We start from the raw sequence: 26,534 nt of genomic DNA on the forward strand, positions 1-26,534 counted from the left end.
TTAATGGTGATGGCAAGGCCCGTATTGGAGCCGTTCCCCCCCGATCAGCGCGGAATAGATGAGACCGGTTCCCGTGGGGTTCAGTTTTGTAACGAAAGCCCAGGCAGTCCCTAGAGGCGTGACAAACGATCCGGACGTCGTCGGAAAATCGGGAGAGGCCGATAATCCGGTAACATAAGCATTACCCGCCGTATCGATCGTAATATCACGCACAACATCGCTCAAACTGCCGCCCAGGAAAGTTCCATATACGAGCGCGGTTCCCGTTGGGTTGAGCTTCACGACAAATCCGTCGACATCGCCTTGAGTGCTTGTTTGAAACGCCCCAGGCGTTGTCGGGAAATCCGAGGCTACCGTCTGACCGGCGAGGTAAGCATTGCCGAAGTCGTCCACGGCAATACCGAAGGTGTCAGTTGTTCCCAAGTCTCCCCCCAAGTAGGTCGAGTATATCAACCCCGTTCCATCGGCATTCAATTTTGTTACGAACGAAGTTGGTGAAATGGGTTTGATAGTTCTAAGAGCACCCGGGGTCACCGGGAAATCGCTTGACATCGTGTGACCGGTCACATACGCGTTGTCAGAAGTATCGATGGCAATGTCGAATCCTGTATCTTCTGCGGAGCCTCCCAAATAGGTGGAATATACGAGCGATCCGCCATCAGGGCTTAATTTGGTTACAAACGCATTACTGCTAGTGAATACGGCCGTGGTTTGAAAAGCACCGGGGGTTGTCGGATAATCGCTGGAAAAAGTGGTGCCGGTAATGTAAGCATTCCCGGCGAAGTCAATGGCAATGCTTCTGCCCGTATCCGAAGCACTTCCTCCGATGAAGGTAGAATAGATTAAAAATGTTCCCGAAGCATCGATCTTGCTGACAAAGACGTCATCCGTTCCTTGAAACGACACCTGGAAAGCCCCTGGTGTCACGGGGAAATCGGCCGAGGCTGTAGTCCCAGTCACATAAGCCTGCTCGAATTCATCGACCACAATGTCCATGCCATCGTCAATGTCCGATCCGCCAAGATAAGTCGAATACAAGATGACCGGATCAATGACCAAGGGAAGTTCACGGTCATACGCTTCGATCATTTCGAACCCGATCCGACTCCTGCCTTCCTGTCCGGATTCCACGACATATCGGCACCCCAATTCCTTACGTACGCCGTCTACTTCCTGGTAGGCGATGGGTTTCTGATCAATAAGCGTACCATAAGGCGTGATCAAGAGCAGATTGCCTTCCTCGTCGATTTGAACCTCGTCTGAGCCGCTGCATACCAGCTGAATATCCTCCACCCGCGCACCCGGACTTAGCAGCCAGTCAAATTTGAGCTTTCCGCCACTTCCTTGGATCACGGCGTCGATACCTGGCCATAGCTCCCGGTATGCCACTCCCCGATACGTATCGACATGCGTAATATGACGCTTTGGATCATTGCCGCGAAAATAATGAAACTTGCCCTCATCCTTTGACATCCCTTCAAGCCTGGATGTCTTCCCTGGGGATTCGAAACGCCACGCCAATACGACGCCGCTCATCGTTCGCTCCGCTTCCGTGGAATCGGACTTGTAGAGCGTCAGCAAGATTCGATCCGCCTCGAATGAACCGCGCAATCCCGAATCTTGCGCGAAATAAAGCGTGTTTGGGTCGAATTGACCGACATTTTGCGTGAACAAGAGCGGCAGCTTTCCGTAGGGAAGAATGCTTTTTCTTGAACCGGATTCTAATACGCTCAACGAAATAAACTCCTCTCAAGACATTTATCATTAGGGTATGAACATCCTGTCTGAAAGGTTCAATTGAAGACTTTCCATATGTATGGGATTATTGTTCGTCTGCGGGGATTCTGACTTGGCGTACGAAGCCGGTATACTCTTGTGGTTTGCGCTGGCCCTGACTTGGGTCGCGGCGATCGCCGGGCTATCCGGAAAATCGGTGGATGGCTCAAGCGCCTGTTGAGAAAAATTCAGTGATGGAGATAAGGAATTCCAATGAAGACTATATTCTTGAAAAAGGGAGTATTCGTTAATTCATTTGCGAAACGTACTTGCCCCATTCCGGCTGGCAGTGTTACCAGCTCCCGCCGTCCGGCCGGCAAAAAAATATAACAGCCCGCCCAGCATCCAGAACGGCTCCCAGAAGAAGAGTCGCCACCACGCCGAATAAGAGTCAATTGCTGGCAAATCCAGAACTTGGGCCAGCACGAGCAGCACTGCTACGAAGTTAAATAGCCCATAGAGGACAAGAAGTACTCCGCCTACCATGGCTGCGATTCGGAAGGCTGCTTGGAGAAGAACGCTGTTCCATTTGATTTTTAATGCGAGTAATAGAACAGCCCCTGCAACCTTGACCACCCCCGTTAACCATACAATGAGAATGAAGCCGCCATCGCGCAAATCGGCTTGACGCGAAATTTCCGGCCCGAGCGTATGGACCCCAAGTTTGCCGCCACTCGCCCAATAAAAGCTCATCAAGGCGAACAGTAAAGACCAGACGATTCCCCAAGTGATCGGCCATCGCTTTTGTTGAATGGACATATCGACACCGCCTTTCAAGGATGTTCGTTCGTGATTCATGATTCGTCGTGCTGCGAATATAAAAAAAGCTATGTTAAAAATTCCGAAGTCCATACTTACACAAATACTATCCAATGATGAAAGGTTAATCAATAAGGGTTTCGAAAAACGAACTGATCAACATAGCAAATGAAAAGAAATATCAAATCCACTTCTGGAATAGCATTAAAATGAATTGAGCTTGACGTTTTGACGTTTTGGAAAGGTGATGCCATTGAATTATTCGGAACTAATCGATTTTTACAAGATCAATCTGCAGCAGTATTCCATCGACCAATTAAGACATATATCTGAACCAGGAGTATGGTCTCTCGGTCAAATGTATGATCATATGATCCTCACAGCTCTCGATTACCTTGTCCAAGTCCAAAAATGCGCATCCTCGAGTGAAGTGCAACCCCAAGGAAAGACAGAGGCTGGCGCACAATTGTTCTGCGCCGGTTCATTTCCTCCGATAAAAATCAGATTACCGGATGGACCTGAAAATACCCCAAGTAATTCCGAAACCGTGGATGAACTCATTCAAGGACTCGATACGGTGCTTAAGGGAATGTATGAATGGGAGGAGAAGGTAAATGCAATAAACCCCAATTATAAAGTGAGGCATGAAGGGTTTGGGTGGCTTAACGCACGGGAGTGGTTCGATTTGGTCGGTATGCATTTCCGCCATCACTTACGCCAGAAGGCCGAACTGGAACAAAAACTGGAGCTTTGATATTAATGTGAAGGGGGAGTTGAAGCGGGTTATTCAAGGTAACGAATGAAGCGGGCGAAGAGGGCATATTTACAAAATAACTTCTGCATACAACATAGCAACGCTAATTGCATCTTGACAATGCTACGAAAACGTATTAAATTGTGTGCAGGACTTACTACGAAATCGTAATAAAAAGGCCGCCAATCAGGATAGAGTCGCCAAATCGTTCAATGACCGGCAACGCGTCAAATCATCCGGTGAAGATCAGAGTTAAGGAGTAACTGCCCCCAGCGGGCTAATCATTATTTGTAAATACTACGAATTCGTATCAAAAGAGGTTGCATGTCATGAATGTAGAACGTTCATTGAATAGGTCGCCACGAACATTTTATGTATTGGTTTTCGCCCTTTCGATACCATTTTGGCTATTTGGTTCTATGCCGGTTAAATGGCTTCCAATGAATCTTCCTGTCAGTGCACTTATGTTCTTCTGTCCAATGGCAGCCGCATTGATACTCACTTACCGAGAAGAGGGAGTAAGTGGCGTACGGAGGTTATTGAAACGAATATTCGATTATAAGCGAATCAAGCAGAAGAGCTGGTATTTACCCATACTATTTTTGATGCCAATGATCATGTTACTTTCATATTGGTTCATGAGCTTGATCGGGCGATCGCTCCCCGAACCGAACATACCTTTTCTATCGATACCGATCCTTGTGCTAATGTATTTCATTGCAGCTGCCTGCGAGGAAATGGGCTGGATGGGATATACCATAGAGCCCATGCTAAACCGTTGGAACGCACTTACCACCAGCATGATCATGGGGACGTTGTGGGGGATATGGCACTTGGTTCCATATATTCAAACAAACCATAGTGTAACGTGGATCGTATGGCAGTGCTTCACGGCAATCCTGCTTCGAATCCTCATGGTATGGCTCTATAACAACACCGGAAAAAGCATTTTTGCGATAATCTTGTTCCATGCTTTCGTAAACGTCAGTATAACGGTATTCCCCGATAATGGTTCACATTATGACCCGGTCATAACGTCAGCTTTTTTGGTAATCACGATTGTAAGCCTATTGTTTTTTTGGGATCCTAAGACCTTAAATCCTTATCGCACCCATTGATGCTTTGAAATCTGTTTGAGGATAAAATCATGTTTGAGGATTGCTTGGAGCGAAATAGGGAGGCGAGTGGGTTATGAAGAAAGGTGGGGGCACTATGATAAGTGGGATAAAGCGCCATGTCGGAATAATGCTTATGTTGACCGGGTTGCTCCATGTTATTTATGGACTATTTGCTTACACAGGTCAATTACAGCCCATCGTTACCGAAGGCTTGTGGAGTACGGTGGCTGATGATCAGTGGGATCGTGGAACTGCGTTCTGGTACATGATGTTCGGCTTTCTGCTAATGTTGCTTGGCTATATGGTAGATTGGCTGATTAAAAAGAATGGAATCGCTCCTCCCGCAATTTTCGGTTGGATCCTGCTGGTTATCTGTTTGTTCGGCGCCATCGTAATGCCGGCTTCGGGTTTTTGGCTTGGCTTGCCTCAGGCATGGTTATTATTACGAAAGTGATGTGAAGGGCGAATCAAGTTTATGTCCGGATGGAAATTGGCGACATATTCAGCTAACCGGCAAAACTGTCCAACTAGTACGAAATACAAAAAAAGAGGTCGACCAGAAAATCTGGTGACCTCATCCTATGATCTTCGGGCAAGATCATTATCTCTTAAAGGAAACGACTGAAGAGTAGTATCAATTGTCGAACGACCCGTTCGTCCGCAGCGCCAACAAGCGCTTAAGATTGTCATCAATCCATTCATTATCGGCACGGTTGATGCCGCGACCGGCAAAGTGTCCCCAGATCGACTCGATCGGATTAAAAACTGCATTAGGCATACGCTTAGCCTCGTATTCGTTATCGTCCGCCGTGCAGAAGAGATCCGTGCTCCCTGGCATGACGCAGGCGAGTGCTTGAATGCTTCTGAGCGCCTGATCGAAATCTCCGTTATAGGATGGATTTGCACTAATATCTGCATTCTGACCTGTCCATAACATGGCCAGAACATTGTGCGGATCCATCTGCATAAAGCTCTCTTCCCAAAAGCCAGCCACAAAATCGGCTAATGTATCAAATCCCAGCTCACGATAAAGTTCCTCTCTGTAAAACGCCTGCGATAAGCCCCATCCCGCATATACACGGCCAACGGCACGCATGTCTGCAGCAGTCAACTGGTTAAGTTTACTTAAATCGAAGCGAACTGCGGCCATAAGTGCAGCCTTCATTCCTTCCAAGACGACATACGTTTGAGGCCAAGTCTTTGCAACACCGGCGAAGGGAGCAATTCGCTCCACCATGTCGGGATAACTTGCTCCCCATTGGAAAGCTTGAATGCCTCCCATAGACCATCCAACGACGAGCGCGATTTTTTGAATGCCGAATTTTTCGGTCACCAGCCGATGCTGGAAATGAACGTTATCATAGATGGTTACCTGCGGAAAATTAGCCCGGTCGAATGGGGGGGGCGTGTTGCTGGGAGACGAGGATAACCCGTTGCCGAGCAAATTGGGTACGATTATGAAATATTCTCGCGGATCTAGTGCCATGCCGTTTCCAATCAACCATTCATTCTGAACATGATGGTCGCCAAATGCCGTTGGATAGACGATGACATTATCCTTTTTTTCATTCAATCGTCCGTAAGTCTTATAAGCAAGAAAAGCGTTCGGTAACGTCACGCCGGACTGCAAGGTAACGTCACCCAAATCAAATATTTCATAATCCATCGTATTGTTTGCTCCCTTCAAAATGAAACCATATATTAAGAATGTAATTCTTGTTGTTAGTATAGTTCCGTGATACTCTCAATAAAAGTAAATGAATTTCAATGCTATATTCAATCATATTGAAGGTAAAAGGGGGATCGTATGATGGAATTGCGCCAACTGAACACGTTCCGCACGGTGGCATCCACCTTAAATTTCAGCCGGGCAGCGGAAGTGTTGAACTACGTCCCCTCCAACGTAACGATGCAAATGAAAGCATTGGAGGAGGAGCTGGGGGTTCGTCTCTTTGACCGCTTGGGCAAGCAGCTCGTTCTTACAACTGCGGGTAAACGCTTTTTGTCTCATGTCGAAGGCGTTCTAAACCAATTGGACGAGGCTCGCAGTGTTGTTCATGATAATGAAAACTTAAGCGGCACCCTAACGATTAGTGCTAACGAGGTGCTTTGCGCCTATCGCCTTCCGGTTGTCTTTCAGCTTTTTCGTTCGCGCCATCCGGGCGTGCGCCTCATCTTCCGCTCCGTTCCCAATCAGGAACTCAAGCAATCGCTCTTTGAGGGAACCGCGGATGTCGTCTTTATGCTGGACGAACCCATTCGCTCAAGCGGACTTGCGGTGGAGCCGTTGCTGGAAGAAACGTTCCGCTTATTCGCCGCTCCGGACCATCCGCTCGCACAACGTACGGTGCTGCAGCTGGAGGATTTTCACGGAGAAGTGTTCCTGACGAATGAAAAGGGCTGCCCCTATCGAACCATGTTTGACCGATCATTTGAGAAAGAGGGCATTGATAGTATTACGTATTTAGAGTTTCAAAGTGCTGAAGCTATTAAACAATGTGCAATTACGGGAATCGGCATTGCCTTTCTTCCTGAAATCGTCGTAGAAGCCGAGGTTGAACGGGGCGAGCTTGTTGCTCTTCCATGGCAAATTCCGGACTTGCACGTGTATACACAGATGCTATGGCATAAAGACAAGTGGCTTTCACCGATCATATTATCCTTCATCGAAGCAGCAAGGGAGGTTATTGCGGTAGAGGAGGAGAACTAATACATTTAGCTTAGGGTGTTGAGACCCGGCGTGAGCGGGGGCGTGAGTAAAATACTTGACAAAATAATTTATTTATGCTATAATTTACATTTATAATAATATGATTTACAATAAGATTCTCCTGGCCAGGGGAATCTTATTTTTTTATGGGAGAACAAAGCATGAAACAAAATGAATCCAGTATAACGTCCTTGATATCGGCTTTTGGCCGGTCATATCATAGCAAATATGACACACCGATAATTTTTGATGATTTTATCGCGAACCGTTTGATATCCGAAGAAGAATTCTCGGCAATCAGTAACAACATGATTAATGGAATCCAGTTTTTCAATAGTGAGATTGGGCAACAATTTAAAGATAGTCCAGCGGAAATATTGAAATGGATCACACAGATCCAGCTTTCCCCAGTTTCCTTAGCACGCTCCGCCTATTGTGAAAAAGTATTACTTAACGAAATTATGCTTGGTGTAAAGCAGTATGTCATACTTGGAGCTGGCCTGGACACATTTTGTTTCCGATATCCGGAGCTGGAGCACAGCTTAAATGTATTTGAAATCGATCACCCAGCTACACAGGAAATGAAAAGGAAGAAGCTGGAGGCCGCAGAACTCCATATTCCGAGTAATCTTCATTTTGTTTCAATAGACTTTACTACTAAGTTTCCCTATGAATCCTTATTAGACAATGGATTTAAAAACCAAAAAACGTTCTTTAGCCTTTTGGGTGTCTCTTATTATCTAACGGAAGAGGAAAATGCATCCTTGATTCTTCAATTATTTGCCAATGTCCCATCTGGAAGTTCTATTGTTTTTGATTATGCGGATGAGAATTTCTTTATAGAAAAAGGAAAGTTTAATAGAGTTGAAAATATGGTGAAAATGGCTTATGCAAGTGGAGAGCCGATGAAATCAAGCTTTTCTTATCAAAAAATTGAAAAATTACTGGAAAGATCCGGTTTATTGATTTATGAACATCTATCGCCAACAAAGATCCAAGAGCTTTTCTTCCGTGATCGGACGGATTATTTATCTGCTTTCGAGACCATTCATTTTATCCATGCCGTAAAGAAATAAGATGTGCAGCTCTGAAGCCCGATTGCGACATTTGCCTGTAAAGAGACGTATTACAGTAGAATAATTCTTGTGTTCAAGGAGGCAAAACATGGAGTACACTTCACCGGAAGAAGCGGTGCTAAAGGTGAAATGGTGGCCTAAACATCCCATAGCCGCTGGGCGTCGTCATACCGTTGGTCTTCAATCGGACGGCACGGTGACGGCTGTGGGGGACAATAATGATGGTCAATGTGAAGTAAGCGGCTGGCGCGATATTGTGGCGGTTGCGGTTGGTAATGTTCATATGGCGACGAACACGGGCAGAGCTCATACCGTGGGGCTTAAATCGGACGGCACCGTGGTAGCAGTGGGTTGGAATAAGCATGACCAATGCAATGTAAGCGGCTGGCGTGATATTGTGACGGTTGCAGCAGGTTGGCGTCGTACCGTCGGGCTTCAGTCGGATGGCAAGGTGGTGGCAGCGGGTCGGAATGATGAGGGGCAATGCGATGTTGGCAGCTGGCGTGATATTGTGGCAGTAGCGGCGGGGGACTGGCATACCATCGGTCTTCAATCGGACGGCACGGTGACGGCTGTAGGTAATAGTCGTTATGGCCAATGTAATGTAAATGAATGGCACGACATTGTCGCGGTAGCAGCGGGTTACCTTCATACCGTCGGCCTAAAATCGGACGGGACGGTGGTAGCCGTGGGCTTGAATAGGCATGGCCAATGCGATGTAAGCGATTGGCGCGGTATTGTGGCGATCGCGGCGGGAAGCTATCATACGCTCGGCCTTAAATCGGACGGCTCGGTAACGGCTGTGGGTATGAATGAGCACGGCCAATGCAATGTAAGCGGCTGGCGGGATATTGTGGCCGTTGCGGCGGGCTGCACTCATACGCTCGGTCTTAAATCGGACGGCTCGGTGGTTGCTGCGGGTGGAAATAGTAATGGCCAATGCGATGTAGGCGAATGGCAGGGCATCCAACTGCCTGGCAGATCGTTCTGAGGTATCCATTACGTGGTGAAGAAAGGGGTCGGGGTTTTTATTTGAAAGTCGCATAATATGCGGCTTTTTTTTTATCTACATTGTCCGGTTTTTGTTGAATCCAGTTTGTCTACTGTCAGCGATGTCAGCTACATCTGATGATGTTATATATAATGACAACAAGTGAAACTTTCTGAAAATAAAACATAAATAATTACAAAAAAAAGAGTCGATACAGCCCCTGTTCCCCGGATGAACGTTCAAAAACCCGCATGAAAACGCATTACATTCGATGTTGATCCAACACTTTCCGATAACGATGTGAAATAAGTTGACTTAAATTCAGAAAAAAGTATTGAAGTCCCTGTAGCACGATGATATGATGTCATCAAATACAAAATACAGAATATTGTATATTGAGGAGGTGAACCGGGTAACGTGATTCAAGGATTGAACTCCAAAAGCAGCGTGGTTTTAAAAAACCTAGCGGAAGAGCTTCTCTTTATTGAACTGGATTCCCGTATTCCCCGAATTGAGGAGCTGTCGGGTAAATACGGCGTTGGCCGCGGCACGATTCAAAATGTTTTGAAAAAAATGGAGGAAAGCCAATGTATTTCGCTCGAGTCCAGAGGGCATCTAGGCACCTTTCTCCGAAATAAGAACATGGACCTGCTGCTTCAATGCTGCGGGGTAAGCAGTATCATCGGCGTTATGCCGCTTCCTTACTCCCGTAAATACGAGGGATTGGCAACGGCAATGCACGCAAGCTTCGAAAAAATCGGCATCCCTCTGCACTGTGCCTTTATGCGCGGTGCGACCGTTCGTCTGGACAATGTCATTGATGGTCGATATGATTTCGCACTTGTTTCCAAATATGCCGCAATGACGGCGATCCGCAAATCCGAAGAACTCGTGATTGTAAAGGAATTCGGAAGCGGTTCATACGTTTCGCGTCATGCGGTAGTTTTTGCGGAGGAAACAAGCGGGATCCAAGACGGGATGAAAATCGGAATCGACAGTTACTCTATTGACCAACAAGTATTAACGAATCTTGAAGTTAAGGGCAAGGATGTCGAGCTGATCAACCTGAACTATATGCATTTGCTGGAGCATTTAAAAGCCAAGTCGATCGACGCAATGGTATGGAATGTGGATGAAATCGACAACGGTTCATTCTATTTGTCCGAGCTGTCCTCCAAGGAAGCGTTGGAAATGGACAAGGAAATGAGTCAGGCTGTATGCGTCGTAAACAAAAACAATAAGAAAATGGAGTTTATGTTCGATCAGATATCAACCGATCATGTCATGCAAATCCAGAAGCAGGTGGAGCGTGGCGTGCTCATTCCTAAATACTGACAGGGAGTGTGGAGAAGCGTGAGTGCTTTGAGAGAACGACTGGATATTTTATTTTCTACCAACACGATTACACCTGGCGCCATGAAGCTGTGCGAGGCAACGATTGAAAGATTCGTACAGCCGGACAATGAGAAGAAATACAAAAAGCTGGTGACTCATCTGGGGATGGCCGTTACCCGGATCGAGCGCAGCGAGGAGCTAAACGCTCCGCCTGAGGAGATCATGCAGGAAATCAGACGCTCTCCTCATTTTGCCCAAGCTGCAGAAAACGTAAAGTGGATCGAGTCCCAAATGGACGGCAAGCTTCCGGATGAGGAAAGACAGTACCTGATCATGCATTTCGTTAACGCTTCAGAAATCTAAAAACAAACGAAAAGAGGAGAATTGTCATGAAAATCGTGATTGGCGGGCAAGTGGAAAAGAAAGAAATTGAAGCTTTGGTCAAACAGCATGGCGGAGCCGATGTGGAAGTAACCGTTAAATCGGATCTGGAAGCTGCAATGGCTCTGAAGATGGGACAAGCCGATTACTACGTGGGCGCTTGCTATACCGGAGGGGGCGGAGCATTGGCCATGGCCATCGCGATGGTAGGCAAGTCGAATTGTGCTACGATTTCCATGCCGGGACAGCCGCCGACACAAGAGAAAGTCGATCAGGCCGTCGCGCAAGGCGCTAAGGCATTCGGCTTTACCGGAGACCACAAAGAGAAGGCAGTAGAATTTCTTATGAAAGCACTTACCAAGTAAGCGTTACGTCAAATGATTAGGGGGACATCTTATGCTGGAAGCTTTGTTGTTAATCGGGCTAGGGATCGTGACTGCAATTATGGCCAACTTGGGGATCGCCGTATTTAATGACGGTCTTAGACCGATCGTCCCTGAGAATCTGGAAGGGCGGATGAGCCGGAAGGAGCTGGGCGTCACCGCTTTTGCCATGAGCTTCGGGCTTGTGATCGGTTACGGGATCCCCATTTCGATATCAGGAAGCATTTTGCTTATCCATAGCATTCTACTCGGGACCGATATCATCGGGTTGTCTTTTAAACGAGGCAAATTGAGCACAGCTGCTGCCGGAGCGCTAGGGGGCGTATATGGCGCGGGTATCTACTTCGGGCTTCAGGCAGTTGTGAAAGCGTTTGAAATGCTTCCGCTTAATTTTATTGACGGATTCAACAAAATTGGCGAGCCCGTCGTTGTATCCTTTATGGTATTTCCCGCCCTGGCCATCGCGCTTCAATTTTCGATCAAAAAAGGCGTCATTGCTTTTCTGGTGGCTGCATTGGCCAGACAGCTCGTTGTTTTCAGCAACACAAAAGGACTTATTCAAATTGAAGGCACGCCGGTTGTTTTGAGTCCGGAAGGCATCGCGTTGATCGTGGGCATGGCGTTTCTTATCACGTTTGCGATGAAGGAAAAATCCGAGGATCAGAGCCTTTCAACACTTGCCTCCATGTTTACGGATCGCGTGACGCGCATTAAAAAGTTTTCGTGGATCGTCATGATCAGCGGCGGTTTAGCCGCGGCAGCCACCAATCTTCTGTTAATTGCCGGCGATCCGATCTCGCTGAGCCTGCTGGCTGACGGAAAAATCTCGGAAGGCGGCATTGCCTCCCTGGCCAAAGCCATTGGATTTGTCCCGCTGATCGCCAGTACGGCGATCGCTACCGGCGTATTCGGCCCAGTCGGGTTTACGTTCGTATTCGGAGTGGGGATATTTTCTCCGAATCCGCTCGTTGCAGCGCTGCTCGGCGCCCTTGTCATCTTCCTGGAAATTCAGTTATTGTCCAAAATGGCCAAATTTCTGGATCGGTACCCGGGCATCCGCGCCTCGGGTGAAAGCATCCGGACTTCGATGACCCGCGTTCTTGAGGTCGCGCTTCTGATCGGGGGAGCGAATGCAGCCAATGCCATCGTGCCGGGGCTCGGTTACTTTGGGATTGCCGGCTTCTATCTGTTGAATGAGGCGGCGGGACGTCCGATCGTTCGGATGGCCGTAGGTCCTGTGGGAGCTATCGCTGTCGGTATCCTAGGGAACATACTGGTTCTGCTTGGATTGTATACACCACCACAGTAAGGAGAGAGAGAAATGTACATCCAGACCGTACTTGGGCCCATACAACCGGAGAAGCTTGGCGTATGCGCCTGTCACGAGCATCTATACGTGGATCTGAGCCGTATTAAGAAGAATGAAGATACCTGCCTGCAAGATACGGGGCTTGTCTTGGATGATCTGAAGAGCTTTTATGCCTATGGCGGCCGGGCCATCATCGAGGTTACCAATGACGGAATGGGACGAAATCCGCGAAAGCTTGCCGAGATCAGTAAAGCCTCCAATATTCATATTGTTGCGAGCACGGGCTGTTATAAAGACCCTTTCATTCCTGATGATAAGCTGCGCTGGAACCGGGATCAATTCGCCGAGTGGATGATTCGAGAGATTCGATCCGGCATCGCGGATACGGGAATTAAGCCAGGGGTGATCGGCGAGATCGGCAGCAGCCTAAACGAATTCAAACCGATCGAGACGGAGCTGTTCCACGGAGCGGTCGCTGCGGCAAAGGAAACAGGGCTTCCGTTATCTACGCATACAACGCTGGGGACCTGTGCTTTGGAGCAGATCGAGCTGTTTTCTGCGGAAGAAATGCCGCTGGATCAAGTAATTATTGGCCATCAGGATCTGAACGAGCAGGATGAAGTGGTGCTCGAGGTGCTGAAGGCAGGCGTTTACGTTGCAATGGATACGATCGGCAAGGAAAACTACCGGAGTGACAACGCCCGCTTGGAATCCTTATTGAAGTTTATCGAGCACGGATATGAGGACCAGCTCCTATTGTCCACGGATCTGACGCGTAAATCGCATCTGCGCGCGTTCGGCGGACAGGGCTATGACGTGGTGTTAAGGTCTTTCGTGCCTGCCTTGCGCGGGCGGGGAATCACGGATGAAGTGATCAACAAATTGCTGGTGGGCAATCCGCAGCGGGCTTTCAGTATTCGAAAGGCGGGTGACATGTCAGCATGAAATATGAACAATCGGTATTGAAAAACCGCACGATGGAGCAAGCTCAGCAGCTGCAGTTTACATTGATCGATGAAATTACGAGAGAGTTTGCGAACAACGAATTTTTCCAAGTCGGCGATGTGGGGCTGCATCCGGAGTTCCACAGGCCGCTTGTTACGTCCCGCGTCGAGAGGGTGCTTGCCCGTACGTTTGGAGGCGAGCATTGCGCGCTGGTGCGGGGCAGCGGTACCGGAGCGATCCGGGGAATTTTAAGCGTGCTGGTCGAACCAGGAGATTCGGTTATCGTACACACCGCACCGATGTATACCACGACCAAGGAAACCTTTCGTTTAATGGGACTGCGGCAGTCCCAAGCCGACTTTAATGACATGGATGCCGTGGCGAAGCTGCTCGAGAACGATCGGACTTCCAAGGTGTTTTATGTACAGCATGCGCGGCAGCAGCCTACGGATACGTATCTTCTCCAAGACCTGATCGCGCTAGTTAAACGGAAGCGTCCCGATTTGCCGATCGTGGTCGATGATAACTACTGCGCGATGAAAATGCTTGGAATCGGTTCGGAATATGGGGCTGACTATTCTACATTCTCCGGATTTAAGCTGATGGGTCCCCAAGGGATCGGCGTGATCATCGGCAAGCGGGAAGGGATCGAGAAGCTGCACGAGCGCAACTACTCCGGCGGAGGCCAAGTACAAGGTTACGAAGCGCATGAGCTGCTGCGCAGCATGGTGTTGGCCCCCGTCATGCTGGCGATTCAAAACGAGCAGGTGGAGAAACTGTGCCGACGTTTGGCTTCAGGAGAAGTGTCAGGCATCAAGGAAGCGTATATCACGAATTCGCAGTCCAAGAATGTCATTGTTGAACTGGAGCAGCCGATTGCGTCGGCGGTTATCGAACGCGCATCCTATTATGGAGCGGCCACTTATCCGGTAGGGGCGGAATCGCGCTTTGAGCTGGTGCCGATGATATACCGGGTATCGGGAAGCTTTCTGGAGAGTGAGCCCAAGCTCAAAGAATACGGTCTTCGCATCAACCCGATGAAAGCATCGGCAGATACGGTTATCCGCATCTTAGAAAATGTTCTGCAGGAATTTAGGGGGTAACTGCATGTTTGTAGATATGACTTTACAACGGAATGAGGGGTTGATCCGTGCGGCGGCGATCCTTCACCAGAGGGGGGAGATACCGGCCAATACGTATGTGATCGATGCGGATGGACTCATGCATAACGCCCGCGCTCTGTCTGAAATGGCGGAACAGTATGACATGAAGCTCTATTACATGACCAAACAAATTGGCCGCAGCGGTTATGCCGGTAAGCTGATCGAGCAATGCGGAATCAGGCAAGCGGTGGCGGTGGACATCGATGAGGCTTATGCGCTGGCCGAAGCCGGGTGCCGCATTGGCAATATCGGGCATATCGTACAGCCGAGCAAAAGCCAATGGGCGGATGTGCTGCGTGAGATCAAACCCGAAGTGGTAACCTTGTTTTCTCTGGAACGGGCGGTCCAATTGTCGGAAGCCGCTGTGGCACTTGGACAGGTACAAGATGTTATTCTGAGAGTCATCCGTCCCGGCGATGCAATATTCCCCGGTCAGTTCGGCGGATTTTTGCTCCATGAGCTTGAGCGGCTCCTGCCGGAGCTGAGGAAGCTGCGGGGAATCCGAATCGTGGGGGCGACCAGCTTTCCCGTGCTTCAGATCAACGCCGAGAACACGGATTTTGACATTACGCCGAATCTGGAGACGCTGCTGACCGCTGTGGAGACCCTTCGGATGCACGGCATAGAGATTCAGCAAGTGAATGCTCCAAGTGCGACCAGCTGTCACACCATCCCGCTGTTGAAACGCCATGGCGTCACGCATGGCGAGCCCGGCCATGCACTGACAGGCACGACCCCGCTGCATGCATACAACGATCGGCTTGTCGAAATACCGAGCATTGTATATGTATCGGAGATTTCTCATATGGACGATGAGTACGCCTATACGATTGCCGGCGGATTTTATCCGCGGTCGCATATGCATCAGGCGCTTTACGGTTCGACCTCGCGCGACGTGACTTCCCAGAAGGCGAAGGTCAGTCAGTACTCTGCGGAAAATATCGATTACTACGGATGCTTGGAGCGGGAACAGCCGATGGAGGTCGGTGATACCGTGATCTACGCGTTCCGTACGCAAATTTTCGTAACCAGAGCTCATGTCGCTTTTGTAAGAGGAGTGAACAGCCTTAAGCCGGAATTGGTTCATTTCCAGAAAAGAGGGATGTAACATGGGAAAACTATCCTTACTCGTACTCGATGGATTCGGAATTGGCGCAATGAAGGATTGCCGGACGCTTAAGCCGGAGGATGTGGATGCCCATACGTACAACCATATTCGGGAAACGGTGCCGCTTGCGATTCCGGTTCTGTACCGTTTAGGGCTTGGCAAGCTGGTAGACGATACCGGCGAGCCGCTCGGGGCCTATGGACGGAGCAATCTGGCTCATTATGGGGCCGATACCTTCATGGGGCATCAGGAGCTGATGGGCAGCAAGCCCGGAATGCCGGCCAAACGTCTAATGTCAGAGATCGGACCAAGAATCAGGTCTGCTCTTGAGGCAGCCGGGTATCGAGTGGAGCTCCCCGTTGCGGGTGCAACGGTTCTGCTCGTGGAAGGCGCGGTCGTTGTGGGCGATAACCTGGAATCCCAGCTCGGCAACATTATCAATGTTGTTGGAGATTTGAATAAGCTGCCGTTTGATGAGGTCGTGAAGATCGGAAAAGTCGTTCGTGCCCATGTGGACACAAGCCGGGTGATCGTATTTGGTAATATAAAGACAGATATCGACACGATTTTATCGGTCGTGAGGGAAAAACACCCGGGCCAATGGGGGGTGGACGCGCCCAAGGCCAATGTTTACGGCGAAGGTTACCAAGTGGTGCATCTCGGCTATGGGGTAGAGTTTGAAAAACAATTCGCTTATATGGCCGAGAGAAGCGGGCTGCCTGTTTATCGCATCGGAAAAACGGCGGACGTCATTTCGGCCAACGGTTTCAACGATCCGGTTGTGGAGACGAAAGACGTCCTGGCAACCTATCGCCGGAAGTATGTGGAGGCCGAGGAAAATGCCATCTTCCTCGTTAATGTTCAGGAGACCGATCTTGCCGGTCACAAAGAGGATTGCCAATGGTATAAGGAAGTGCTGGAAGCATCGGACCGGTTCCTGGATACCTTCATACCCGAGATGGGAGAAGATGATATGCTCATCATTACGGCCGATCACGGCAACGATCCGACGATCGGTCACTCCAACCATACGCGGGAGCAGACGCCGATTCTGATCGTCGGCCAGCAAATTAAGCCGGTATTCATCGGTGAACGGAGCACGATGGCGGATATTGCAGCCACGATGGCGGAATATGTCGGGATCGGAGCTCCCGAATACGGGACCAGCTTTTTGCCATTGATCCTTAAACGGTAAGCTTGGTCCTGCGAGCGTCGACGCTGAGCATCGTGCAGCAGTAATCATTACACGGCGCGCCGGTAGAGGCACCAGGTACGGAATGCCATCGTCGCCGATCCACCCTTCTGCGAAGCGTTCTGAAAGCTCGATATTGGCAGTGGGAATTTTTCAACAACAACACCAAGCTCAGTTAATTACACAGAATGCTTCCTCTCGGAAGCATTCAGATTGTCGAGAAACCCTGTCCTTTTAAAGGATCAGGGTTTCTCTGTATTTCCAAAGTAACTAAGTTAAGAAAAATATGAGGGGGCTACCCCCGTTTTTCCAGGCGATCCAGGTGGATCGCCATCTTCTTCATGTTCTGCACGGCTGCCGTCATCAAGGCCTGTTCCCTGACGTTCTGCAAACCGCGCAAACGGCAATAGCGAAACCCATGGAGCTCTTTGGCATCCGCGAAGCTTCGCTCAATCGTTTCTTTTCGTTTTCGGTAGAGATATTTCCCGGATCGACTCAACCGGTTGCCTCGCACCCACTCTTTGCTGTCCTCCCAGACATGACGGGTTACCACCTTTCGGTGGTTGCGAGACCGTGTGCATTCGTTTAATAACGGGCAGTTCTTGCAATGCTGTGGATCCGAAGCGTACTGCCGGTATCCCTCGCGGTTGGTCGTCGTGTACGGTAATTCGTGCTTCGCTGGACAGACATAAACATTACGCTGTGCGTCATAAGTGAACTTCCATTTTGGGAATAAACCTTGGGTTGAGTGAAATCTTCGGTGAGCAATAACGGCAAAAATATTTCGGCTTTGCAGCCCTTTGCAAATGGGTGAAGTCAAATACCCGGAGTCCAGAGCAACGGCTTCGACTTTAAAACCAAATCGTTGTTGTTGACGATCCAAACGGGATAAATACGGTACAGAATCATGGACATTTCCAGCGGTGACATGTACATCCGTAATCATATTGTATTTCAGGTCCACAGTACGGTGATCTAAGTAGAAAAATCCTTCCGGTTTCCCATCACGGATCATATAACCGCTGTCGGGATCTGTCGTGCTCACTTTGACTTCCTTTTCCTCGATCACGTCCTCTCTAGGCTTTAGCGCTTTTTTCCATGTGCATTCCGGTCAGCCTCCACGGCAGCATTAAGTTCACTCACATAGTCACGGGTGTTTTGTAAAACCTGCTCCTTTGTGTATTTATGCTTGTTCGCACTCGCTTTGACGTGGGTTGAATCGGTAACTAAGACACGTCCGCCCACCATACGGTGCTGGATAGCTTGAAGCACAATCTCATCGAAGATCTCCTGAAAAATCTCGGTGTCTTTAAAGCGAGTGCGACGATTCCAGCTAATCGTAGAATGGTCAGGCACTTTGTCGGTTAGACCTAACCCCAAAAACCAGCGGTAAGCAAGATTGGTTTGAATCTCACGTTCGAGTTGGCGTTCGGAACGGATGCCATAAAAATAACCGAGGAAAATCATTTTAAATAACACGACAGGGTCGATAGCTGGCCGCCCATTATCAGCACAGTAAAGCGGACGAACCTTTTCGTCGATGAAAGAGAAATCGATATACTTGTCCACTTTACGGAGCAGATGATCTTGAGGAACCAATTCTTCAATCGAAACAAATTCGTAAGCCTGCTGTTTTTCTCGATTCGAACGCAACATATGTAACACCCTTCCGAACGGTTTATTTAATACCATTATACAACATTAACGCGGTGTCGTGTTGAATTAAATTCACAAGAAAATAGCTGTCGAGACTTTCTCGACAGCCTGAATGCTTCCTCTCGGAAGCATTTTTGTGTTTTGTGGGCACCACCTAGTCAGGTTATAAGCTATGATGCTCCCTTAAATATGTGCGTGAGAAGCTGCCTTTTAGATGGGAAGGGAAGAGGTTAATTCAGGGTTCGGCAGAGAGTATCTGGGAGTGCTCGGCATCCTCAATGATCGGTTACCTGCAGTAGATCAATATTTGATATAATGGATGAATATGGATTAATACTGGCAATGAAGCAGAAGGGATGTGATTGCAGCAGGTTGGCTGCGTGATGCGGCTATCCCGCAAATTAATGAATGATTGATTTATTTGAGCGTTTGGATTTTGGGTTACTGAAATAAGAAACCAAGCCATCGAATGCGGAACAAACGGATGTGAATAGATAGAGCCAGCGCGCACTCATGTTTTTTTGTAGATTTGACCGTTAGTATGGTTGGGAACTCGGCGCTAGTTCTGCATGAATGAGATCAAGATTTTTCTTAAGCTAATCAATCCATTCCGCTATTTGCGGACGATTATATTCTCGCAACTGCTTCAATAGAGGAATATCTACGGAAGTACATAAGATGCACGGGCGCACTACATATATTCGCGAAAACAGCTTCTTTTCATAGTGCTGGTTTATATAACGCAATCGTGTTCAGGAGCAGAATTTGCATTATTTCGTTGTCTATGAAATTGGAGAATCGGATAGCTTTTTTAATTGCTAACGAGAATTTCTTGCGTTCATACAATTATGCAAAGCTCAATATTCTTTGAAGAGGAATCAGAGGGAAGGAGACGTTTCATTTGCTTCAATTGACAACATCTTATATCGATTCACTCGCTCCGAATGCGGCCGCAGCCAAAAACGGACGGGGACTTGTACAAAAGAGCAAGTTTATAAAGCTCAACGTATCCGAGGATGAAGACCTGCTATTCGGGGAGTGCTTGGGCAGCGGGAAATCCAATTACGTATGCTCCGTTGATTTTATCACGCCGGACAATCCAGTCGCGCGATGCAGCTGCCCGAGCCGGCAATTTCCGTGCAAGCATGCCCTTGGCTTAATGTACGCTTATGCAGACGGTATAAGCTTTGAGAAGGGAGCAGTACCGGAGGACATTGCGTCCAAGCGGGAAAAAGCGGAGAAGCGGGAGGAAAACAAGGCTAAACGAGAAAGCGGGGAACTGACCGACAAGCCGAAGAAAGTCAACAAAAGTGCGCTAAAGAAGAAGATCGCCAAGCAGCTTGAGGCGTTGGGCGAATTGGAGAAGCTTGTGCTCTCGCTGGTGCGCGGAGGTCTAGGAACTACGGACGCCCGGACGGTCAAGAGCCTGAATGAGCACGCCAAACGGCTTGGCAGCAGCTACTTGACCGGAGCGGAGAATGAGCTGCGCCGGCTCGCCCTGCTGCTGGAAGAGAACGACCGCGAAATCAGTTATACATATGCGGCGGAGCAGTTAACGCTGCTGCACGCTTTTATCAAGAAGGGCAGGGCATACCTGCTGGCCAAACAAGAGGACCCGGACCTGAAGCCGGATACGGAGTCAACCATCGAGGAATGGCTGGGACACGCCTGGCAGTTGGCCGAATTGAAGGAAGCCGGAAGGGTGAGCGAAAACGTCGAGCTGCTTCAGCTCGCTTTCTACAGCTACAAGGATGAAGCGCGGCGAGAATTCGTGGACACCGGTTTCTGGCTGGAGCTCGGCAGCGATCGCATTCACCGTACGGTGCAGTATCGGCCGTTCAAAGCGGTAAAGTTCATGAAGGAGGAAGACAGCTTCTTCGACGTTGCGAAAATCGCCGAGCTTTATCGTTATCCCGGCGGCATGAACGCAAGGGTGCGTTTTGAGGGGATTCTGCCTCGCACGATGGAAAACGCCGACCTGGAAGCTGCATGCGCCGCGGCATGGACATCGATTCCCGAAGCGGTCAAGGCCGTTAAAAACCAACTCAAGGATCCGCTGGCCGACCGATCGCCGGTCGTACTGATGAAGGTATCTCAGATAGCGTCTACGGAAGACGGCGGATTCACGCTGGTGGACTCCGCGGGTAATACGCTGCAGCTCGGCGACGTGTACCGGCTGCCTCAGGCCTCGACGCAGCTTCTGTCGCTGGTCGATTCGTCGCTGCTTGTCGATTGCTGTGTGCTTGCGATGTTTGAGCACCGGATGGACACAGGCCGGCTTATCGCCCAGCCGCTGACGATACTGCAAGGGGACCGGGTTGCCCGGCTGCTGTACTAATCGTCTGCGATCAGAATCTCAAAACAATAGGAAATCGGGGAAAGCGGGAGGAGAAACCAATGAGCACGACTTTATTGCAGGAACTTCAAGGCGAGCTGCGCCGCCTATATATAGCAGGCAGTGACCTGGCGGCTGAGGATTTCCGCCTTAAACGGCTGGAGCCGAAGCTGGCCCAGCTAGGAGAACGGGCTCCTGTATTCAAAAAGCTGGCCGAAGGCGTGGCAGCACTGAAGGGCCCTTCAGACCCGGAAGCGAGAGCGGTCCGCCTTCAAGACGTATCGCTGTTGCTGAATTCAGTGCTATCGACGCAGGGAGCCACGGCAGCAGAAGCACAGGTTGTAACAGAACGGGAGAAGGATAACGAGCTGCCTGAGCTGACGACAATGCATTCGTACCGTCAGTTAGCGGAGGTACAAAACGCATTGTCTGAATCAGGGGGAGGCCGCTATGAAATTGTGACGTCGGCGTACGAGCAGGGGCTGTTTCGAGATTTACGGCTGTTCCCTTTTGCCATGAAGGCACTCAGCGACTCGTATTCGGAAATCGCGGACTTCGCCGCACGCAACATTCTGCCGAGCTACGGCCGCTCCATCGTGCCATACTTGCTGTCTGAGATGGATATTCAGGGCGGGCGTGAGGAAGAACGGCGCTTGCAGGTTGTAAGGGAGCTTGGCGTTGATCCGGAAGACGCCCGGTCACTGGAACGACTTGTCCATGCGGCCGAAGAAGGGGCTGATAAAGTTCGTTCTGCGGCCATCGCCTGCCTGGGCCCGCATCCGGCTTATGAAGCTCGGCTGCTGGAGTGGTCACAAGACAAGAAAAAGGCAGTCCGGGAAGGCGCATACAGGGCGCTGGCGGTCCGTAACTCGGAAGCAGCTAGGGAGCGGCTGTACGATGCGTTCAAAGGGAAGGATGCTTTGCTTGCAGCCGAAGCGATCGGCTATGCACCCTCCGCCGAAATGATCGATATGCTGTTGCCGCTGTTCGAGGAGCTGCTTCGGAAGGGAGACGCAGGTGAGGTGGATAAGAAGGCGAAAGAAAAGCAGTGGAGCGCGCTGGAGCCGTTCCTGACCGCGTTCGAATATGCGCGCCATCCCGAGCTTGAGCGTCTGTACCTGGATCTGGCGGGAAACCAGTCGGCTTACCCTGCGCTGGGAAGGCTCCATGGTGGGGACTGCATTCGCATCCTGAGGCACGCTGCAGCCTACCTTGAAAGTACGGATACAGATGAGGCGCTTGACGTGCTTAAGCGTCTGGAGGAACAGGACCCGATTTATTTGCCCTACGCCTTCCATGCGTCAAAGCGGAGGCTAACGCCAGCTGAACTGTATGATCAGTACGTTGGTTCCGGTTGGGGACGACTTAAGACCGTGGTATCGAAAAAATCCCAGCGGGCCCAAAAAGCGCTGCTGGATACGCTTAGAGATGAATTATATGCTTACCAAGGGTATGTCCGCATCCGGCTGCCGCAGGATCAGATCGAGGCAGAATGGGATCCGCGCTGGCTCGATTGGCTCATCGAGCGCGACGATCTGCAGCTGGTATCCGCGCTGGCCGCTCCCGGTAATTCGAGGCTGCTGCCGTATATTGAGCGTACAATGGAGAAAGCAAACCATCATGACGCTCATTATATTTTCACTTCGCTTGATGCATGCGACGCGGACGAGGACACGAAATATGAGCTCCTTATGAAATGGATGGAGCGTAAAGACTGGAAACGCACGTACAGCATGTATGAGGAGGAGAGCGAGCGGCTGCTTCGCGTCCCCGATCATCTCGCTTCGGAGAGTGCGGACCGTTTAGAGGCTCTGATTAAGGACGTCCGGTACGACAGCTTGAAGGAAAAGCTTGAAGAGATTATTCATGCGCTCCGCCGCAGGGCTGCTTCGGTATAACCGGCGTATGTGAGACATGACCGATCTGCTACGGACTGGCCCGTAAGATCGTTGCCGAATTGAAAACGGCAGCATTGGAGTGCAAGTCCTTTAACCAATAGATTCATTAGCGAGAGGAGAACGTGATATGACGTTAGCGAATAAGCAAGCGCAGGATGCCATGCGCCTTCCGGCGGAACAGCTGTACCGAGATGAAATCGAAGCGCTTATTAAAGAAGATAAGGGAGCGGTTCCTCCGGGGTGGCAGATGTCGCCCCGCGCCGTGTTGAAGTATATTACCGGTGGCAAAGCCGGCAAATTGGACATCACACCCAAGTACATTGGCAATCGGCGGCTGGTTGAAATGGCAATCGCGACGCTCGTCACCGACCGGGCTCTGCTGCTGATCGGCGAGCCGGGCACGGCCAAATCCTGGCTGTCCGAGAACCTGTCGGCCGCGGTGTGCGGCAATTCAGGGCTTGTTGTGCAAGGAACAGCCGGGACGACCGAAGAACAGGTCCGTTATTCGTGGAACTATGCGATGCTGCTTGCGAACGGCCCAACGCCTGAGGCGCTGGTGCGCAGCCCGATCATGCGCGCGATGGAAAATGGCAGCATCGCCCGTTTTGAAGAAATTTCGCGCTGCGCCTCGGAGGTTCAAGACGCGCTGATCTCCATTTTGTCCGAGAAGACCGTCTCGGTTCCCGAGCTCGGCAGCGAGACAAGTGCCCGCAAAGGCTTCTCGATCATCGCCACGGCGAATACGCGCGACCGCGGCGTCAACGAAATGTCCGCCGCCCTCAAGCGCCGATTTAACATCATTGTGCTCCCGTCGCCTTCCGATCTTGAGACCGAACTTTCAATCGTCAAAAAGCGCGTCGGCGAGATCGCCGCTTCGTATCAGCTGCAGGCGGCTCCTCCGGCAGACGAAGCACTGCTGAAGGTCGTCACCATCTTTCGCGAGCTGCGCAGCGGCATGACGCTTGACCGCAAGGAGAAACTGAAATCTCCGGGGGGCGTGATCTCTACCGCCGAAGCCATTTCGCTGCTCACCAACAGCATGGCGCTGGCTGCAAGCTTCGGTAGCGGTGAACTGACGGACGAAGATTTGGCTGCCGGTCTGCAGGGCGCGATCGTCAAAGACGACGACAAGGACAAATTGGTCTGGAAGGAGTACCTTGACAACGTCATGAAGAAACGGGGATCGGAGTGGCGCGGACTGTATCAGGCGTGCAGGGAGTTGAACGAGTGAAGACCGCTGCGGAAGACGTCCGGGTCTCCGTCTTCGGCGTCCGGCACCTCTCCCCCGGAGGTGCCCGCCATCTCCTGGAGTACCTCGATCGCGTCCGCCCAACGGCGGTGTTGATCGAAGGACCATCGGACGCGACGGATCGGATTGGCGACCTGATTCATCCGTTGACCGTGCCGCCTGTGGCGGTGCTGGCCTTTACGGATGAAATGCCTGTCCGGACGGCGCTGTGGCCGTTCGCCGTCTATTCACCGGAGCTGCAGGCGATGCGGTGGGCTGCCAAGAACGGAGCACACTGCGAGTTGATCGATCTGCCGTCGGACGCGACAATTGCTCTGGAGGATCTGCGGCGGCGCAATGAGGAAGAACGCGCCCGCCGGAAGAGCCTCGTGCCGGAAGGGATGGGCAGCGAGTCGTCATTGGCCCAGGGAGCGCTACCGCAGGAAATGGTGCCTACTACAGGCACGTCGACAGCCGGACCAGAGAACTCGTTATCGGAACGCTCCGTTTACGAACGAATCGCCGAATTGGCCGGCGAGCACGATTACGAATCATATTGGGAACGGCATTATGAGCACAACGCCAATTCGGATGCGTACCGGGAATCCATCCTGACCTTTTCCGCAGAGATACGAAGTCTCGGTGAAGAGCGAGAGCGGGCCGAGCAGCCGGAAGAGTTCGCATACAACCAAGTGCGGGAAGCTTATATGCGGCGGCAGATTATGAAAACGATCGAATCGGGGCATGATCCAGCGAAGATCGTGGTCGTCTGTGGCGCGTACCATGCGGCTGCATTGGAATATCCTTCGTCGGGTACGATGAGCGACGAAGAGCTGGCAGCGATACCTTCGCGCCGGACCAAGCTGACGCTGATGCCGTATTCGTATTATCGGCTGTCCAGCCTGTCAGGCTACGGGGCTGGCAACACCGCTCCGCATTACTACCAGATGATGTGGGAGGCGATGGAGAACGGGCGGCCTGAGGAGCTGCCGATACTATACCACTCGAGTGTTGCCCGTCTTCTGCGGGTATCCGGCACGCACCGCTCCACCGCCGAGGTCATCGAAGCGGTGCGGTTGGCCGAAGGGCTGGCTTCGCTGCACGGCGGAAGCGCCCCGACGCTGATGGAGCTGCGTGACGCGGCGCAAACGCTGCTCGGACGCGGCGAGCTGTCGGTGGTGGCCGAGGCGCTGGCCCGCGTTGACGTTGGAACGGAGATTGGCTCCCTAGCCGAAGGCGTCAGCCAGACGCCGCTGCAGGATGACTTGAACCGCGAGCTGAAGCGGCTCAAGCTGACGCAATACAAGACCGCCGTCGCGACCGACTTGTCGCTCGACCTGCGCGAGAATCGCCGGGTTTCGTCGGAGGAGGCTGCTTTCCTCGACCTGCACCGATCTTTTCTGTTTCGCCGTCTGGAACTGCTGGAAATTCCGTTCGTCCAATCCCGTCCGGCTGCCGGGGACCGTGCTGTCTGGGCCGAGGATTGGATTATTCAATGGACCCCGGAGGCTGAGATCCGGGTAATCGAGTCCACTCTGCTAGGCGAAACGATCGAAATCGCCTGTGCCCATCGTCTGAGGGAAAAGCTGGAAGGCTGCACCTCCATCGCGGAGGCATCCGAGCTGATCGGCGTCTCCGTCCGATGCGGCATGACCGCTCAGATGGAGGACGGTCGCCGCGTGCTGCAGTCGTTGGCTGCAGACAGCCGCGACGTGGCGCAGATCGCGGCCGCTGCGGCTGAACTGTCGCGAATCATCGCCTACGGCGATATTCGCCGTGCGGACACTGCGCCTCTCGTGCCGCTGCTGGAACAGCTGTTCTATCGAGCCTGTCTGTACCTGTCCGATTCGGCTAATTGCAGCGACGAGGCGGCGTACGGCATGGTCGCCGCCATGGGTGACCTGAACCGGATCGCGCAGGAGCATGACGAATTTGTCGACGTGCCGCTATGGTTGGTTGGACTAAACGAGCTGTCCGAGCGGGACGACCGTAATCCGAAGCTCTCCGGCTTCGCCTGCGCCTTGCTGCTGGAACGAGGGGAGATGGATGCGGATCAGTGCGCTGCGGAAGTGTCACGGCGGCTGTCGCCGGGCATTCCGTCTGACCTCGGGGCCGGCTGGTTCGAAGGACTGTCTATGCGCAACCGTTACGCCTTACTATCTCGTATGAGCCTGTGGGAGCAGCTTAACGATTACATCCTTTCGCTGGACGATGAGCAATTCAAGCGGGCGCTCGTATTCCTGCGCCGGGCGTTCAGCTCCTTCTCACCGCACGAAAAAACGATGATCGCTGAGACGCTGGGTGAATTATGGGGCGTTCATGCAGAGCAGGCGGCTGAAATATTGACCGGGGATCTCAAGGAGGAAGAAGACAAGATGCTGGATGAATTGAATGAATTCGACTTTGGGGACTTTTAA

At 51.0% G+C, this 26,534-nt stretch carries 22 protein-coding genes and 1 pseudogene; 19 read left to right on the forward strand and 4 right to left on the reverse strand.

From position 1 onward, the window contains the following. On the reverse strand, positions 1-1,734 hold the full coding sequence (locus tag NST08_RS15610; RefSeq protein WP_341341953.1) for a DUF7948 domain-containing protein: 1,734 nt from the start codon (positions 1,732-1,734) through the stop codon (positions 1-3). A 95-nt stretch (positions 1,735-1,829) separates the two neighbouring features. On the opposite strand from NST08_RS15610, the pseudogene NST08_RS15615 reads away from it, so the two are divergent. Continuing rightward, a pseudogene (locus NST08_RS15615) lies at positions 1,830-1,951 on the forward strand (ABC transporter permease); the annotation flags it as partial. A 77-nt stretch (positions 1,952-2,028) separates the two neighbouring features. Here the strand turns inward: NST08_RS15615 and NST08_RS15620 are convergent. Beyond that, positions 2,029-2,535, reverse strand: a complete 507-nt coding sequence (locus NST08_RS15620; RefSeq protein WP_210094840.1) for a DUF3995 domain-containing protein — start codon at positions 2,533-2,535, stop codon at positions 2,029-2,031. A gap of 253 nt (positions 2,536-2,788) precedes the next feature. Here NST08_RS15620 and NST08_RS15625 point away from each other — a divergent pair, with 253 nt between their 5' ends. From NST08_RS15625 to NST08_RS15635, 3 genes are all read left to right on the forward strand, one after another. Next, the gene (locus NST08_RS15625; protein ID WP_210094841.1) at positions 2,789-3,289 is read left to right on the forward strand and encodes a DinB family protein; all 501 of its coding nucleotides are present in this window, start codon (positions 2,789-2,791) and stop codon (positions 3,287-3,289) included. Positions 3,290-3,618: 329 nt separating this feature from the next. Beyond that, positions 3,619-4,407, forward strand: a complete 789-nt coding sequence (locus NST08_RS15630; RefSeq protein ID WP_213615673.1) for a CPBP family intramembrane glutamic endopeptidase — start codon at positions 3,619-3,621, stop codon at positions 4,405-4,407. A 73-nt stretch (positions 4,408-4,480) separates the two neighbouring features. Then, positions 4,481-4,861, forward strand: a complete 381-nt coding sequence (locus tag NST08_RS15635) for a DUF6463 family protein (RefSeq protein ID WP_007128116.1) — start codon at positions 4,481-4,483, stop codon at positions 4,859-4,861. Between the two features lie 180 nt (positions 4,862-5,041). On the opposite strand, the gene NST08_RS15640 is transcribed toward NST08_RS15635, so the two are convergent. Beyond that, a complete protein-coding gene (locus NST08_RS15640; protein ID WP_213615671.1) occupies positions 5,042-6,073 on the reverse strand; it encodes an alpha/beta fold hydrolase in 1,032 nt (343 codons plus the stop codon). 144 nt (positions 6,074-6,217) lie between these two features. Between NST08_RS15640 and NST08_RS15645 the strand changes: the two genes are divergently transcribed. The 11 genes from NST08_RS15645 (at position 6,218) to NST08_RS15695 (ending at position 17,003) form a co-directional block, all read left to right on the forward strand. Then, positions 6,218-7,117: a LysR family transcriptional regulator gene (locus tag NST08_RS15645; RefSeq protein WP_007128114.1), complete on the forward strand. Its 900-nt coding sequence runs from the start codon at positions 6,218-6,220 to the stop codon at positions 7,115-7,117. Between the two features lie 161 nt (positions 7,118-7,278). Then, positions 7,279-8,193, forward strand: a complete 915-nt coding sequence (locus NST08_RS15650; protein WP_007128113.1) for a class I SAM-dependent methyltransferase — start codon at positions 7,279-7,281, stop codon at positions 8,191-8,193. 88 nt (positions 8,194-8,281) lie between these two features. After that, positions 8,282-9,184, forward strand: a complete 903-nt coding sequence (locus NST08_RS15655) for an RCC1 domain-containing protein (RefSeq protein ID WP_213615778.1) — start codon at positions 8,282-8,284, stop codon at positions 9,182-9,184. Positions 9,185-9,601: 417 nt separating this feature from the next. Then, complete coding sequence (yhfZ, locus tag NST08_RS15660; protein WP_007128111.1) at positions 9,602-10,519, forward strand: GntR family transcriptional regulator YhfZ; 918 nt, start codon at positions 9,602-9,604, stop codon at positions 10,517-10,519. Between the two features lie 18 nt (positions 10,520-10,537). Next, positions 10,538-10,882 carry a PRD domain-containing protein gene (locus NST08_RS15665; RefSeq protein ID WP_210094846.1) on the forward strand — a complete coding sequence of 115 codons (345 nt, stop codon included), beginning with the start codon at positions 10,538-10,540 and terminating at the stop codon, positions 10,880-10,882. Between the two features lie 26 nt (positions 10,883-10,908). Then, positions 10,909-11,265, forward strand: coding sequence for a DUF2620 domain-containing protein (locus NST08_RS15670; protein ID WP_007128109.1), 357 nt, complete (start codon positions 10,909-10,911; stop codon positions 11,263-11,265). A gap of 31 nt (positions 11,266-11,296) precedes the next feature. Further along, positions 11,297-12,592 carry a YhfT family protein gene (locus tag NST08_RS15675; RefSeq protein WP_213615665.1) on the forward strand — a complete coding sequence of 432 codons (1,296 nt, stop codon included), beginning with the start codon at positions 11,297-11,299 and terminating at the stop codon, positions 12,590-12,592. A 12-nt stretch (positions 12,593-12,604) separates the two neighbouring features. Then, a complete protein-coding gene (locus NST08_RS15680; RefSeq protein WP_007128107.1) occupies positions 12,605-13,537 on the forward strand; it encodes a phosphotriesterase family protein in 933 nt (310 codons plus the stop codon). Continuing rightward, positions 13,534-14,640 carry an aminotransferase class V-fold PLP-dependent enzyme gene (locus tag NST08_RS15685; RefSeq protein ID WP_341341954.1) on the forward strand — a complete coding sequence of 369 codons (1,107 nt, stop codon included), beginning with the start codon at positions 13,534-13,536 and terminating at the stop codon, positions 14,638-14,640. Before NST08_RS15680 ends, NST08_RS15685 begins: the two co-directional genes overlap by 4 nt. Positions 14,641-14,644: 4 nt before the next feature. After that, positions 14,645-15,808: an alanine racemase gene (locus NST08_RS15690; RefSeq protein ID WP_341341955.1), complete on the forward strand. Its 1,164-nt coding sequence runs from the start codon at positions 14,645-14,647 to the stop codon at positions 15,806-15,808. 1 nt (position 15,809) lies between these two features. Then, positions 15,810-17,003 carry a phosphopentomutase gene (locus NST08_RS15695; protein WP_341341956.1) on the forward strand — a complete coding sequence of 398 codons (1,194 nt, stop codon included), beginning with the start codon at positions 15,810-15,812 and terminating at the stop codon, positions 17,001-17,003. Positions 17,004-17,295: 292 nt separating this feature from the next. On the opposite strand, the gene NST08_RS15700 is transcribed toward NST08_RS15695, so the two are convergent. Further along, positions 17,296-18,656, reverse strand: a protein-coding gene (locus tag NST08_RS15700; protein ID WP_213617301.1) for an IS1182 family transposase whose coding sequence is annotated in 2 segments (ribosomal slippage) — positions 17,296-18,089 and positions 18,089-18,656 — 1,362 coding nt in all. Because the reading frame shifts where the segments join, the coding sequence is not laid out codon by codon here. 901 nt (positions 18,657-19,557) lie between these two features. On the opposite strand from NST08_RS15700, the gene NST08_RS15705 reads away from it, so the two are divergent. From NST08_RS15705 to NST08_RS15720, 4 genes are all read left to right on the forward strand, one after another. Beyond that, positions 19,558-20,994, forward strand: a complete 1,437-nt coding sequence (locus NST08_RS15705; RefSeq protein WP_007128103.1) for an SWIM zinc finger family protein — start codon at positions 19,558-19,560, stop codon at positions 20,992-20,994. 59 nt (positions 20,995-21,053) lie between these two features. Continuing rightward, positions 21,054-22,889, forward strand: coding sequence for a HEAT repeat domain-containing protein (locus NST08_RS15710; RefSeq protein WP_341341957.1), 1,836 nt, complete (start codon positions 21,054-21,056; stop codon positions 22,887-22,889). Between the two features lie 127 nt (positions 22,890-23,016). After that, a complete protein-coding gene (locus tag NST08_RS15715) occupies positions 23,017-24,120 on the forward strand; it encodes an AAA family ATPase (protein ID WP_007128101.1) in 1,104 nt (367 codons plus the stop codon). Beyond that, positions 24,117-26,534, forward strand: a complete 2,418-nt coding sequence (locus tag NST08_RS15720; RefSeq protein WP_341341958.1) for a DUF5682 family protein — start codon at positions 24,117-24,119, stop codon at positions 26,532-26,534. The genes NST08_RS15715 and NST08_RS15720 overlap by 4 nt, the downstream gene beginning before the upstream one ends.

It is taken from the genome of Paenibacillus sp. FSL K6-1566, assembly GCF_038050475.1.
GTDB lineage: Bacteria > Bacillota > Bacilli > Paenibacillales > Paenibacillaceae > Paenibacillus_AQ > Paenibacillus_AQ lactis.

Bases quoted from the DNA above. Each gene is read 5' to 3' on its own strand.
- NST08_RS15620 (WP_210094840.1), bottom strand. From the start codon at position 2,535: ATGTCCATTCAACAAAAGCGATGGCCGATCACTTGGGGAATCGTCTGG.
- NST08_RS15630 (WP_213615673.1), top strand. From the start codon at position 3,619: ATGAATGTAGAACGTTCATTGAATAGGTCGCCACGAACATTTTATGTA.
- NST08_RS15635 (WP_007128116.1), top strand. From the start codon at position 4,481: ATGAAGAAAGGTGGGGGCACTATGATAAGTGGGATAAAGCGCCATGTC.
- NST08_RS15640 (WP_213615671.1), bottom strand. From the start codon at position 6,073: ATGGATTATGAAATATTTGATTTGGGTGACGTTACCTTGCAGTCCGGC.
- NST08_RS15645 (WP_007128114.1), top strand. From the start codon at position 6,218: ATGGAATTGCGCCAACTGAACACGTTCCGCACGGTGGCATCCACCTTA.
- NST08_RS15650 (WP_007128113.1), top strand. From the start codon at position 7,279: ATGAAACAAAATGAATCCAGTATAACGTCCTTGATATCGGCTTTTGGC.
- NST08_RS15655 (WP_213615778.1), top strand. From the start codon at position 8,282: ATGGAGTACACTTCACCGGAAGAAGCGGTGCTAAAGGTGAAATGGTGG.
- NST08_RS15670 (WP_007128109.1), top strand. From the start codon at position 10,909: ATGAAAATCGTGATTGGCGGGCAAGTGGAAAAGAAAGAAATTGAAGCT.
- NST08_RS15675 (WP_213615665.1), top strand. From the start codon at position 11,297: ATGCTGGAAGCTTTGTTGTTAATCGGGCTAGGGATCGTGACTGCAATT.
- NST08_RS15680 (WP_007128107.1), top strand. From the start codon at position 12,605: ATGTACATCCAGACCGTACTTGGGCCCATACAACCGGAGAAGCTTGGC.
- NST08_RS15685 (WP_341341954.1), top strand. From the start codon at position 13,534: ATGAAATATGAACAATCGGTATTGAAAAACCGCACGATGGAGCAAGCT.
- NST08_RS15690 (WP_341341955.1), top strand. From the start codon at position 14,645: ATGTTTGTAGATATGACTTTACAACGGAATGAGGGGTTGATCCGTGCG.
- NST08_RS15695 (WP_341341956.1), top strand. From the start codon at position 15,810: ATGGGAAAACTATCCTTACTCGTACTCGATGGATTCGGAATTGGCGCA.
- NST08_RS15710 (WP_341341957.1), top strand. From the start codon at position 21,054: ATGAGCACGACTTTATTGCAGGAACTTCAAGGCGAGCTGCGCCGCCTA.
- NST08_RS15715 (WP_007128101.1), top strand. From the start codon at position 23,017: ATGACGTTAGCGAATAAGCAAGCGCAGGATGCCATGCGCCTTCCGGCG.